Origin of the sequence: Streptomyces sp. NPDC006655 (assembly GCF_040703965.1) — a bacterium.
Taxonomy (GTDB): domain Bacteria; phylum Actinomycetota; class Actinomycetes; order Streptomycetales; family Streptomycetaceae; genus Streptomyces.
Window position 1 is genome coordinate 1 of sequence record NZ_JBEYJU010000159.1, and the last position, 12074, is coordinate 12074.

Sequence of the window (12074 nt, forward strand, 5' to 3'; positions counted from 1 at the left end):
GGGGGCGGCACACGCGTGTGCCGCCCCCTGGGCGCCACCGGCTCACTGGGCGGCGAGGCCCCCGTTGCGCTCGGTGGGCTCCAGGTCGAACTCCCCGTCACGCGCGCCCAGCACGAAGGCCCGCCACTCCGCCTCCGTGTACCGCAGGACGGTGTCCGGGTCCAGCGAGGACCGCATGGCCACCGCGCCCTCGGGCAGGTAGGCGATCTCGACCCGTTCCTCGTCCTGCTCGGTGCCCGGCGCGCAGTGCCACTCGACGCCCGAGATGTCGAGCGCGTAGAGCTCGTCCCGTTCCCGCTCCTTGCGCGCCTTCATCTCCTCAGCCGTCTCGCTCATCGCGCAGCGACCCCTTCCCGACGTACGTACGCTGTGACGGCCACACTACTGGCGGTCGTACCCGCTCGTCGGGGCTTGTGGACAGCGGTCCGGCCCCGGTCGGACCGGTCCCCCGGCACTGGTACTCTGGACGACGGCCGTGTGTGTACGCACCCCCGGAGTCCCCGCGGACCCTGGAGGGCAGCGCCCAGCGGACCCCCGCCTCCCGAGTAACGGAAGCTCTCCCGCGATGCAGACCGGGAGCACTCGGAGGCACTCAACAGACCACGAGGAGTACGCGTGTCGCTCGACGCCGCTACGAAGAAGCAGATCATCGGCGAGTTCGGTACCAAGGAGGGCGACACCGGCTCCCCCGAGGTCCAGGTCGCCCTGCTGTCCCGTCGGATCTCCGACCTGACCGAGCACCTCAGGACCCACAAGCACGACCACCACTCCCGCCGTGGTCTGCTGATCCTGGTCGGTCAGCGTCGTCGCCTGCTGCAGTACCTGGCGAAGAAGGACATCCAGCGCTTCCGTGCGCTGGTCGACCGCCTGGGCATCCGCCGCGGTGCGGCGGGCGCCAAGTAAGACGCCATGAAGGGAGCGGTTCCCGGAGAAACCCGGGGCCGCTCCCTTTGCCGTACGTACGGAAACGTGCGGAGTGTCACTCACGCTTTGTAGTGTGGTAGCACGACGCATCACGAAGGAGAAGTGCACCCAAGCCGCCGCCGGTCCTCGGTAGTGGCCCCCGGGGGGAAGCGAGCCCCGGGTGCTTCGATCGAAGACCGGCCCGCACCGCAAGGCGCGCTTCTCCGTGACCGTCCCCCTGCCACACGGGCAGACCGGGACAAAAGACGATAAGTAGACGAAAGTAACGGAGAACACGCTAGTGGAGAACGAGACCCACTACGCCGAGGCTGTCATCGACAACGGCGCCTTCGGTACCCGCACCATCCGCTTCGAGACGGGCCGCCTGGCCAAGCAGGCCGCCGGCTCCGCCGTGGCGTACCTGGACGACGACACCATGGTGCTGTCGGCCACCACCGCCTCCAAGAACCCCAAGGACCAGCTCGACTTCTTCCCCCTCACGGTGGACGTCGAGGAGCGGATGTACGCCGCCGGCAAGATCCCGGGTTCCTTCTTCCGCCGTGAGGGCCGGCCGAGCGAGGACGCGATCCTCACCTGCCGTCTGATCGACCGCCCGCTGCGCCCGTCCTTCAAGAAGGGCCTTCGCAACGAGATCCAGGTCGTCGCCACCATCATGGCGCTCAACCCCGACCACCTGTACGACGTCGTCGCGATCAACGCCGCGTCCGCGTCCACCCAGCTGGCCGGCCTGCCCTTCTCCGGCCCCATCGGCGGCGTCCGCGTCGCGCTGATCAACGGCCAGTGGGTCGCCTTCCCGACGCACACCGAGCTCGAGGACGCCGTCTTCGACATGGTGGTCGCCGGCCGCGTCCTGGAGGACGGCGACGTCGCGATCATGATGGTCGAGGCCGAGGCCACCGAGAAGACCATCCAGCTCGTCAAGGGCGGCGCCGAGGCCCCCACCGAGGACGTCGTGGCCGCCGGTCTGGACGCCGCGAAGCCCTTCATCAAGGTCCTGTGCAAGGCCCAGGCCGACCTCGCCGCGAAGGCCGCCAAGCCGACCGGCGAGTTCCCGATCTTCCTCGACTACCAGGACGACGTCCTGGAGGCGCTGTCCGCCGCCGTCCGCCCGGAGCTCGCCTCCGCGCTGACCATCGCGGGCAAGCAGGAGCGCGAGGCCGAGCTGGACCGCGTCAAGGGTCTGGCCGCCGAGAAGCTGCTCCCCGAGTTCGAGGGCCGCGAGAAGGAGATCTCCGCCGCGTACCGCTCGCTCACCAAGCAGCTGGTCCGCGAGCGCGTGATCAAGGAGAAGAAGCGCATCGACGGCCGCGGCGTCACGGACATCCGTACGCTAGCCGCCGAGGTCGAGGCCATCCCGCGCGTGCACGGCTCGGCGCTGTTCGAGCGTGGCGAGACCCAGATCCTGGGCGTCACCACCCTCAACATGCTCCGCATGGAGCAGCAGCTGGACACTCTCTCCCCGGTGACCCGCAAGCGCTACATGCACAACTACAACTTCCCGCCGTACTCCACCGGCGAGACCGGCCGCGTCGGGTCCCCGAAGCGCCGCGAGATCGGCCACGGCGCCCTCGCCGAGCGCGCCCTGGTCCCGGTCCTGCCGACCCGCGAGGAGTTCCCCTACGCGATCCGTCAGGTGTCCGAGGCCCTCGGCTCCAACGGCTCGACGTCCATGGGTTCCGTCTGCGCCTCCACCATGTCGCTGCTCAACGCCGGTGTGCCGCTGAAGGCCCCGGTCGCCGGTATCGCCATGGGCCTCATCTCCCAGGAGATCGAAGGCGAGACGCACTACGTCACCCTCACCGACATCCTCGGTGCCGAGGACGCCTTCGGCGACATGGACTTCAAGGTCGCCGGCACCAAGGAGTTCGTCACCGCCCTCCAGCTCGACACCAAGCTGGACGGCATTCCGGCCTCCGTCCTGGCCGCCGCCCTCAAGCAGGCCCGGGACGCCCGCCTCCACATCCTCGACGTGATGATGGAAGCGATCGACAAGCCGGACGAGATGTCCCCGAACGCCCCGCGGATCATCACCGTCAAGATCCCCGTGGACAAGATCGGTGAGGTCATCGGCCCCAAGGGCAAGATGATCAACCAGATCCAGGAGGACACCGGCGCCGAGATCACCATCGAGGACGACGGCACCATCTACATCGGTGCCGCCGACGGCCCGTCCGCCGAGGCCGCCCGCGCCACCATCAACGGCATCGCCAACCCGACGATGCCCGAGGTCGGCGAGCGCTACCTGGGCACGGTCGTGAAGACGACGACGTTCGGCGCCTTCGTCTCCCTCCTCCCCGGCAAGGACGGTCTGCTGCACATCTCGCAGATCCGCAAGCTCGCCGGCGGCAAGCGCGTGGAGAACGTCGAGGACGTCCTCGGCGTGGGCCAGAAGGTCCAGGTCGAGATCGCCGAGATCGACTCCCGCGGCAAGCTCTCCCTGATCCCCGTGATCGAGGGCGAGGAAGACGCCTCCTCCGAGGACGCAGCGAAGGACGACACCGACAAGTGACGTCGAGCAGCTCTACGACGACGGCCCGCACCTCCTCGGAGGCGCGGGCCGTCGCCCGTACCCAAACCCTGATCAAGGGCGAGAACGGCATCGGCACGGTCCGCAAGACCACCCTCCCCGGCGGCCTGCGCATCGTCACCGAGACCCTGCCGTCGGTCCGCTCCGCGACCTTCGGCATCTGGGCCCACGTCGGCTCCCGCGACGAGACCCCCGCCCTGAACGGCGCCACCCACTACCTGGAGCACCTGCTCTTCAAAGGCACCACGCGCCGCTCCGCCCTGGACATCTCCTCCGCCATCGACGCGGTCGGCGGCGAGATGAACGCGTTCACGGCGAAGGAGTACACGTGCTACTACGCACGCGTGCTCGACACCGACCTGCCGCTCGCCATCGACGTCGTCTGCGACATGCTGACGGGCTCCCTGATCCTCGAAGAGGACGTGAACGTCGAACGCGGCGCGATCCTCGAAGAGATCGCCATGACCGAGGACGACCCCGGCGACTGCGTGCACGACCTGTTCGCGCACACCATGTTCGGCGACAACGCCCTCGGCCGCCCGGTCCTCGGCACCGTCGACACCGTCAACTCCCTCACCGCCGACCGCATCCGCCGCTTCTACAAGAAGCACTACGACCCCACCCACCTGGTGGTGGCCGCGGCCGGCAACATCGACCACAACAAGGTCGTACGACAGGTCCGCGCCGCCTTCGAGAAGGCCGGCGCCTTCAAGAACACCGCGGCCGTACCCATCGCCCCGCGCGACGGCAGCCGTACGATCCGCACCGCGGGCCGCGTCGAACTCCTCGGCCGCAAGACCGAGCAGGCACACGTCGTCCTCGGCATGCCGGGCCTCGCCCGCACCGACGACCGTCGCTGGGCCCTCGGCGTGCTCAACACCGCCCTCGGCGGCGGCATGTCCTCCCGGCTCTTCCAGGAGGTCCGCGAGAAGCGCGGCCTGGCCTACAGCGTGTACTCCTACACCTCCGGCTTCGCCGACTGCGGCCTGTTCGGCGTCTACGCCGGCTGCCGCCCCTCGCAGGTCCACGACGTCCTCAAGATCTGCCGGGACGAACTCGACCAGGTCGCCCGGGACGGTCTGCCCGACGACGAGATCGGACGCGCCATCGGCCAGCTCCAGGGCTCCACGGTGCTCGGCCTGGAGGACACCGGCGCGCTGATGAACCGCATCGGCAAGAGCGAGCTGTGCTGGGGCGAGCAGATGTCCGTCGACGACATGCTGGCCCGGATAGCGGCGGTGACCCCGGACGAGGTCCGCTCCGTCGCCCGCGACATCCTGGGACAGCGCCCGTCGCTGTCGGTCATCGGCCCGCTGAAGGACAAGCAGGCCGCACGCCTGCACGACGCCGTCGCCTGACACACACCGATAAGGAACGAAGAAGATGAGCAAGCTGCGCGTGGCGGTCCTCGGCGCCAAGGGCCGGATCGGCTCCGAGGCGGTCAAGGCGGTCGAGGCCGCGGAGGACCTGGAGCTCGTCGCCGCCCTCGGCCGGGGCGACAAGCTGGAGGCTCTGGAGGCGTCCGGCGCCCAGGTCGCGGTCGAACTCACCACCCCCGCCTCGGTGATGGGCAACCTCGACTTCTGCGTACGCCGCGGCATCCACGCCGTCGTCGGCACCACCGGCTGGACCGACGAACGCCTCGCGCAGCTCAGGGGCTGGCTCGCCCAGTCCCCTGAGACCGGCGTGCTCATCGCCCCCAACTTCTCCATCGGCGCGGTGCTGACGATGAAGTTCGCGCAGATCGCCGCCCCCTACTTCGAGTCGGTGGAGGTCGTCGAACTCCACCACCCGAACAAGGTCGACGCCCCCTCCGGCACCGCCACCCGCACGGCCCAGCTCATCGCCGAGGCCCGCGCGAAGGCCGGCACGGCGCCCGCCCCGGACGCCACGGTCACGGCCCTGGACGGCGCCCGGGGAGCCAGCGTCGACGGCGTCCCGGTCCACGCGGTCCGCCTCCGCGGCCTCCTCGCCCACCAGGAGGTCCTGCTGGGCGGCGAGGGCGAGACCCTCACCGTCCGCCACGACTCCCTCCACCACAGCAGCTTCATGCCGGGCATCCTGCTCGGCGTCCGCCGCGTGGTCACGACTCCCGGCCTGACCTTCGGCCTGGAGAACTTCCTGGACCTGGGCTGATCCGAGACCTCTGACATGCGCGCGAAGATCTCCTACGCCCTCACGGCCGCCGTCCTGCTCTTCTACTTCGTCCTGGTCGGCAGCCGCGGCGTGATGCTCATCCAGACCGGCACGGTCCTCACCGTCACCTTCGGCGTGGCGGTGCTGATCCTGCCGGTCATCGGCCTGTGGTTTCTGTGGAAGAACACCCAGTTCGTCCGCCGCGCCAACGCCCTCGCCGCCGAACTGGACGCCGAGGGCGGCCTGCCCGTCGACGAGCTGAAGCGCACGCCCGGCGGCCGCATCGACAGGGACTCGGCCGACGAGGTCTTCGCCAAGCGCAAGGCCGAGACCGAGGCCGCGCCCGACGACTGGCGCAGCTGGTTCCGGCTCGCCGTCGCCTACCACGACGCCCGCGACACCCCGCGCGCCCGCAAGGCGATGCAGCGCGCCATAGCCCTGCACGACGGCAAGCCGACCGCGGTCTGAGCCGCTCCTGCCGCTCCCCGCGCGACCGCTTCCGGAGCGCGCTCAGCTCCGCCGGTACTCCGCCGCCCACGCCTCCACGACGTCCGCCGCCCGGTCGAAGGCCGAGGACCGGCCCACGAAGTCCAGCGTGTGCGTGGTCAGCAACGGCACCGTGTCATCCGCCGGCCGGTCCTCGCGTACGAGCGTCAGCGCCTGCCCCTGCACCGTGCGCGGCAGCCCCAGCCAGCGCACCGGCTGCTGCGCCGTGCGCACCGAGACCACCCGCCGCCAGGGCACCGTCCGCGTGTGCAGCAGGCCCACCTGGCGCACCCCGCGCGCGCTCACCCACACACCCATGCGCAGTATCCGCAACGCGGCCGCGATGATCAGCAACGCGATGCCGAGGACGACGGCGGCTGAGGAGAGCGAACCGGTCAGGGCCAGCGCCACCGCCGCGAACAGTACGAACGAGGCGAGCAGCAGCCACAGCGCGGCCCCGCCCACCCGCCACGGTCCGGGCCGGTAGGGACGCCGCCAGCGATCGCGGTCGTCGTCGTACGGCAGCGCGCCGTCAGGTGCGGCGTCGAAGGTGCGGTCGGCCGTCAGGAAGGGCAGGGGCACGGCTGGTCCTCACTCAATCGTGCGTGGGCTGTGCCCGGTGAGGCTATCCGGCCGTGTCCCCGCTCACCACTCACGGAGGTCCGGAAGGGTCAGTGCCCCTGGGAGGCCTGGGACTGCTGGGTTCCGGTGCCGGACGACGTGGACAGTGCGGGCATGCCCAGGATGAGGGAGCCCACGAGACCGGCCACGAGGGTGAGCCCGAGCAGCCACCGCCCGGCTATCTGGCTCACGGACGACCGCGGCCGGGGCGGGGGAGTGACATTGCTGCGGAACCTGTCGGTCTCGGCGAGGAATGCGAACGGGACGGGTTCACGCCGACGGAACATCGGGGGTACGTCTCCTCTCGGGGACGGGGGCTCAGAGGGGATCGAACGAATCGCTCTCACCAACACAGACGAGCGAACGAAGCGATAGGTGCCCGGTTGCCCCGAATTCACAGAACATCACCGAAGTTCGGTGAAGATGTCGCACCCAGGCACTGAACGCCCCGTTGTCAGTGCCGGGCCGTAGAGTGGGCGCCGCCCGAGAGACGTGATGGAAGGACCCTCCGAGCCGTGACCGACAACCCCGCCGACGACCTCAAGCCCAGCTTCCGCAGCGAAGTCACCGTCGAGCTGGTCAAGCACAGCGCGGCCGACTCCGACGTGCTGTGGGCCGCCCGAGTCTCCACCGCCGGCGAGCAGTCCCTGGACGAGCTGCAGAAGGACCCGGAGCGTTCCAAGGGCCTGATCAACTACCTGATGCGGGACCGGCACGGCAGCCCCTTCGAGCACAACTCGATGACCTTCTTCATCAGCGCCCCGATCTTCGTCTTCCGCGAGTTCATGCGGCACCGGGTGGGCTGGTGCATCGCCGGGGACACGGAGATCACTCTGGAGAGCGAGGCGGGTCACCTGCGTCGTCGCACCATCGCCGAGCTGTACAGGCTCTGGCACGTGGGTGTCGAGGACCGCCTGCCGCATTCGGCCGGCGGTGTCACCTGGCACAGCCGGGCGGGGAAGTGGATGGCGCAGGTGAAGCGCGGCGACAGCAACCACTACCTCGGTCTCTACGAGAACCGCGAGGCCGCCGAGTCCGCTGTCGCCGAGTTCAGGGAGCTGCACCCCAGCACCCGTATCCGCAAGCTCGAATCGGTACGCCGCAACCACGTGCGCTGCTTCGACGAGGAAACCCTTCTGGCGGAGCGGGCGCGGATCGTCGACGTGATCGAGTCGGGCGTCAAGGCGCTCGTCAAGATCACCACGGCGTCGGGCAAGACACTCCGCTGTACCGTCGACCACGCCCTGTTCACCCCCGACGGCTGGTGCAAGGCGGGAGAACTGTCCGTCGGGGACGCCGTGCTCGTTTCCGGCACCGCACCGCGCCCGTCACAGGGCCTGGTCCCGCCGAGCCTGCGCCGTGGCATCGGTGTATGGACCTCCATGCAGCGCGAGCGGCTCATCAAGGATTTCGACACCTGCCATCTGTGCGGGCAGGGCTTCCCCCGGGAACAGCTCGCTCTCGACCATGTCGTCCCGGTGGCGGGTGACCTGCTCCAGGCCCTCGACGAGAAGAACCTCGCTCCCGCCTGCGAGCCGTGCCACGCGGTCAAGAGCGCGGGGGAGCAGGCGCTGGCCCGACGTGGCGGAAAGGTCACCAAGGCGGTGCCGGACCAGGTCGTGTCGATCGAGACCGACGGCGAGGAGATGACGTACGACCTCTCCGTCGAGGGGCCCTGGCACAACTTCCTTGCGAACGGTTTCGTGGTCCACAACTCGTACAACGAGGAGTCGGGTCGCTACCGGGAACTGCAGCCGGTCTTCTACGTGCCGGGCGAGGACCGCAAGCTGGTCCAGCAGGGGCGTCCCGGAAAGTACGAGTTCGTGCCGGGCACTGAAGCCCAGCAGGAGATCGTGGAACGCTCGATGCAGGAGTCGTACATCCAGGCCTACGAGCGTTACCAGGAGATGCTCGCGGCCGGCGTCGCCCGCGAGGTGGCCCGCGCGGTACTCCCCGTCGGCCTCTTCTCCTCCATGTACGCCACCTGCAACGCCCGCTCACTGATGCACTTCCTCGGTCTGCGCACGCAGCACGAGCTGGCCAAGGTGCCGTCCTTCCCGCAGCGGGAGATCGAGATGGTGGGCGAGAAGATGGAGGCGGAGTGGGCCAGGCTCATGCCGCTCACGTACGCCGCCTTCAACGCGAACGGCCGTGTCGCGCCGTAGCGCGGCCTGCTCCTCGTCGCGCTCGGCACAGATGTACGGATCAGCCTCGCGAAGTGTCCGTATTGCGGCATTTAGAGAAGTTCATCTAGCCTGATCAAACGGACCCGGCACTGCTTGAACCCCCGAGCAGGCAGTGCCGGGCTCCGCATTTGTCCGGACTTTCCCCGTACCCCGAGGGCAGACCGCGCCGTGAGCACCGAGTAGCGTGTAACCCATGGCTCCGACCTCCACTCCGCAGACCCCCTTCGGGCGGGTCCTCACCGCCATGGTCACGCCCTTCACGGCGGACGGCGCGCTCGACCTCGACGGCGCGCAGCGGCTTGCCACCCACCTGGTGGACGCAGGCAACGACGGCCTGATCATCAACGGGACCACCGGCGAGTCCCCCACCACCGGCGACGCGGAGAAAGCGGACCTCGTACGAGCCGTACGGGAAGCGGTCGGCGACCGCGCCCACGTCATCGCGGGCGTCGGCACCAACGACACCCATCACAGCATCGAGCTGGCCCGCCAGGCCGAGAGCGCCGGAGCCCACGGCCTGCTGGTCGTCACGCCGTACTACAACAAGCCCCCGCAGGAGGGCCTGTACCGGCACTTCACGACCATCGCGGACGCCACCGGGCTGCCCGTCATGCTCTACGACATCCCCGGCCGCAGCGGCGTCCCGATCAGCACCGAGACGTTCGTCCGCCTCGCCGAGCACCCGAGGATCGTCGCCAACAAGGACGCCAAGGGCGACCTCGGCCGCGCGAGCTGGGCCATCGCGCAGTCCGGCCTGGCCTGGTACTCCGGCGACGACATGCTCAACCTGCCGCTGCTCTCCGTGGGCGCCGTCGGCTTCGTCTCGGTCGTCGGCCACCTGGTCACCCCGGACCTGCGGACCCTCGTCGAGGCCTTCACCTCCGGCGACGTCCAGAAGGCGACCGAAATCCACCAGAAGCTGCTCCCGGTCTACACCGGCATGTTCCGCACTCAGGGCGTCATGACCACCAAGGCCGCACTCGCCCTCCAGGGACTGCCCGCCGGACCGCTGCGCGCCCCGATGGTCGAATGTTCGGCCGAAGAGATCGCCCAGCTCAAGATCGATCTTGCTGCCGGCGGGGTACAGCTCTGACAACAGACTTTGCGCGGCTGTCCGCGCAGCAAGGCTTCACAACTGAATAGGCGGGACCACCGGTGTGCCCGCACCCCACACAACGACAACTGCTTATGCACGAACGTCACGCACGCCACGTGCCCGACCGGTACGTGGCGTGCGTGGTGAGGAGAGTCTTTTGAGTCATCCGCACCCTGAACTCGCCCCGCCGCCGCGGCTCCCCGAAGGCGCCCTGCGCGTCACCCCGCTCGGCGGGCTCGGCGAGATCGGCCGAAACATGACCGTCTTCGAGTACGGCGGCCGTCTGCTGATCGTCGACTGCGGAGTGCTCTTCCCCGAGGAGGAGCAGCCCGGAATCGACCTGATCCTGCCGGACTTCTCGTCCATCCGGGACCGCCTCGACGACATCGAGGGCATCGTCCTCACCCACGGTCACGAGGACCACATCGGCGGCGTCCCCTTCCTGCTCCGCGAGAAGCCGGACATCCCGCTGATCGGCTCCAAGCTGACCCTCGCGCTCATCGAGGCGAAGCTCCAGGAGCACCGCATCCGCCCCTACACGCTGGAAGTGGCCGAGGGCAGGCGCGAGCGCGTCGGACCGTTCGACTGCGAGTTCGTCGCCGTCAACCACTCCATCCCCGACGCCCTCGCGGTCGCCATCCGCACCCCCGCCGGCATGGTGGTCCACACCGGCGACTTCAAGATGGACCAGCTTCCGCTGGACAACCGTCTGACGGACCTGCACGCGTTCGCCCGGCTGAGCGAGGAGGGCATCGACCTGCTCCTGGCCGACTCGACGAACGCCGAGGTCCCGGGCTTCGTCCCGCCCGAGCGCGACATCTCGAACGTCCTGCGGCAGGTCTTCGCCGGCGCCCGCAAGCGGATCATCGTGGCCAGCTTCGCCAGCCACGTCCACCGCATCCAGCAGATCCTGGACGCGGCCCACGAGTACGGCCGCCGGGTCGCCTTCGTCGGCCGCTCCATGGTCCGCAACATGGGCATCGCCCGGGACCTCGGCTACCTCAGGGTCCCGCCGGGCCTGGTCGTGGACGTCAAGACCCTCGACGACCTGCCCGATCACGAGGTGGTCCTGGTCTGCACGGGCTCCCAGGGGGAGCCGATGGCAGCCCTGTCCCGGATGGCCAACCGCGACCACCAGATCCGCATCGTCGACGGCGACACGGTCATCCTGGCCTCGTCCCTGATCCCCGGGAACGAGAACGCGGTGTACCGCGTCATCAACGGACTGACCCGCTGGGGCGCGAACGTCATCCACAAGGGCAACGCCAAGGTGCACGTCTCCGGCCACGCCTCGGCCGGCGAACTGCTGTACTTCTACAACATCTGCCGCCCGAAGAACCTGATGCCGGTCCACGGCGAGTGGCGGCACCTGCGCGCCAACGCGGAGCTCGGCGCCCTCACCGGCGTCCCGCACGACCGCATCGTCATCGCCGAGGACGGCGTCGTCGTGGACCTCGTCGCGGGCAAGGCGAAGATCTCGGGCAAGGTCCAGGCCGGCTACGTGTACGTCGACGGCCTCTCCGTCGGCGACGTGGGTGAGCCGGCCCTCAAGGACCGCAAGATCCTCGGCGACGAGGGCATCATCTCGGTCTTCGTGGTCGTCGACGCGTCCACCGGCAAGATCACCGGTGGGCCCCATGTCCAGGCCCGCGGCTCCGGCATCGAGGACTCCGCGTTCGCGGACGTCCTTCCGAAGATCTCGGAGGTGCTGGAACGCTCGGCCCAGGACGGCGTCGTGGAGCCCCATCAGCTGCAGCAGCTCATCCGCCGGACCCTCGGCAAGTGGGTCTCGGACACCTATCGGCGCAGGCCGATGATCCTTCCGGTGGTCGTGGAGGTCTGACCCTCGCCCACCTGAACCCGGAGCGGGGTGCCTCGATTTGCATCGAGGCACCCCGCTCCAGTACGTTTACGGCTCTGCCCGACCGGGAACCCCAGTGCTTCATGGACTGGATCCGGTTGCTCTGGACCGGGTGGAAATTCCGACTCAGAACTTCTGATAAAGTCGGAACCGCCGGAAAGGGAAACGCGAGAGCGGGAACCTGGAAAGCACCGAGGAAATCGGATCGGAAAAAGATCTGATAGAGTCGGAAACGCA

Annotated in this window: 10 protein-coding genes and 3 pseudogenes; 10 read left to right on the top strand and 3 right to left on the bottom strand. The window is 69.0% G+C overall.

Annotated elements, in window-relative coordinates:
- Window positions 1-42 precede the first annotated feature (42 nt).
- Window positions 43-336: a DUF397 domain-containing protein gene (locus AB0958_RS42345; RefSeq protein WP_132889905.1), complete on the bottom strand. Its 294-nt coding sequence runs from the start codon at window positions 334-336 to the stop codon at window positions 43-45.
- 279 nt (window positions 337-615) lie between these two features.
- Here AB0958_RS42345 and rpsO point away from each other — a divergent pair, with 279 nt between their 5' ends.
- From rpsO to AB0958_RS42370, 5 genes are all read left to right on the top strand, one after another.
- Window positions 616-903 carry a 30S ribosomal protein S15 gene (gene rpsO / locus AB0958_RS42350; RefSeq protein WP_132889906.1) on the top strand — a complete coding sequence of 96 codons (288 nt, stop codon included), beginning with the start codon at window positions 616-618 and terminating at the stop codon, window positions 901-903.
- A gap of 301 nt (window positions 904-1204) precedes the next feature.
- Window positions 1205-3433 carry a polyribonucleotide nucleotidyltransferase gene (locus AB0958_RS42355; RefSeq protein WP_366895832.1) on the top strand — a complete coding sequence of 743 codons (2229 nt, stop codon included), beginning with the start codon at window positions 1205-1207 and terminating at the stop codon, window positions 3431-3433.
- Window positions 3430-4809: a pitrilysin family protein gene (locus tag AB0958_RS42360; RefSeq protein ID WP_366895833.1), complete on the top strand. Its 1380-nt coding sequence runs from the start codon at window positions 3430-3432 to the stop codon at window positions 4807-4809. The genes AB0958_RS42355 and AB0958_RS42360 overlap by 4 nt, the downstream gene beginning before the upstream one ends.
- Window positions 4810-4834: 25 nt before the next feature.
- The gene (gene dapB / locus AB0958_RS42365; RefSeq protein WP_366895834.1) at window positions 4835-5587 is read left to right on the top strand and encodes a 4-hydroxy-tetrahydrodipicolinate reductase; all 753 of its coding nucleotides are present in this window, start codon (window positions 4835-4837) and stop codon (window positions 5585-5587) included.
- A gap of 15 nt (window positions 5588-5602) precedes the next feature.
- Complete coding sequence (locus AB0958_RS42370) at window positions 5603-6055, top strand: hypothetical protein (protein ID WP_366895835.1); 453 nt, start codon at window positions 5603-5605, stop codon at window positions 6053-6055.
- Between the two features lie 42 nt (window positions 6056-6097).
- Here the strand turns inward: AB0958_RS42370 and AB0958_RS42375 are convergent, their stop codons facing one another.
- Window positions 6098-6655 (bottom strand): hypothetical protein, encoded by a 558-nt coding sequence (locus AB0958_RS42375; RefSeq protein WP_366895836.1) that lies wholly within the window; start codon window positions 6653-6655, stop codon window positions 6098-6100.
- 89 nt (window positions 6656-6744) lie between these two features.
- The gene (locus tag AB0958_RS42380; protein WP_366895837.1) at window positions 6745-6981 is read right to left on the bottom strand and encodes a hypothetical protein; all 237 of its coding nucleotides are present in this window, start codon (window positions 6979-6981) and stop codon (window positions 6745-6747) included.
- 228 nt (window positions 6982-7209) lie between these two features.
- Here AB0958_RS42380 and AB0958_RS42385 point away from each other — a divergent pair.
- From AB0958_RS42385 to AB0958_RS42405, 5 genes and pseudogenes are all read left to right on the top strand, one after another.
- Window positions 7210-7500 (top strand): annotated as a pseudogene (locus AB0958_RS42385) (FAD-dependent thymidylate synthase); the annotation flags it as partial.
- A 159-nt stretch (window positions 7501-7659) separates the two neighbouring features.
- A pseudogene (locus tag AB0958_RS42390) lies at window positions 7660-8406 on the top strand (HNH endonuclease); the annotation flags it as partial.
- A gap of 3 nt (window positions 8407-8409) precedes the next feature.
- A pseudogene (thyX, locus tag AB0958_RS42395) lies at window positions 8410-8859 on the top strand (FAD-dependent thymidylate synthase); the annotation flags it as partial.
- Window positions 8860-9073: 214 nt separating this feature from the next.
- Window positions 9074-9973 carry a 4-hydroxy-tetrahydrodipicolinate synthase gene (gene dapA, locus AB0958_RS42400; protein WP_366895838.1) on the top strand — a complete coding sequence of 300 codons (900 nt, stop codon included), beginning with the start codon at window positions 9074-9076 and terminating at the stop codon, window positions 9971-9973.
- Between the two features lie 160 nt (window positions 9974-10133).
- Window positions 10134-11819 (top strand): ribonuclease J, encoded by a 1686-nt coding sequence (locus AB0958_RS42405; protein WP_366895839.1) that lies wholly within the window; start codon window positions 10134-10136, stop codon window positions 11817-11819.
- Window positions 11820-12074 lie beyond the last annotated feature (255 nt).

Excerpts from the sequence above, each read along its gene's own strand:
- AB0958_RS42345 (WP_132889905.1), bottom strand. The coding sequence starts at position 336 with ATGAGCGAGACGGCTGAGGAGATGAAGGCGCGCAAGGAGCGGGAACGG.
- dapB (WP_366895834.1), top strand. The coding sequence starts at position 4,835 with ATGAGCAAGCTGCGCGTGGCGGTCCTCGGCGCCAAGGGCCGGATCGGC.
- AB0958_RS42370 (WP_366895835.1), top strand. The coding sequence starts at position 5,603 with ATGCGCGCGAAGATCTCCTACGCCCTCACGGCCGCCGTCCTGCTCTTC.
- AB0958_RS42380 (WP_366895837.1), bottom strand. The coding sequence starts at position 6,981 with ATGTTCCGTCGGCGTGAACCCGTCCCGTTCGCATTCCTCGCCGAGACC.
- dapA (WP_366895838.1), top strand. The coding sequence starts at position 9,074 with ATGGCTCCGACCTCCACTCCGCAGACCCCCTTCGGGCGGGTCCTCACC.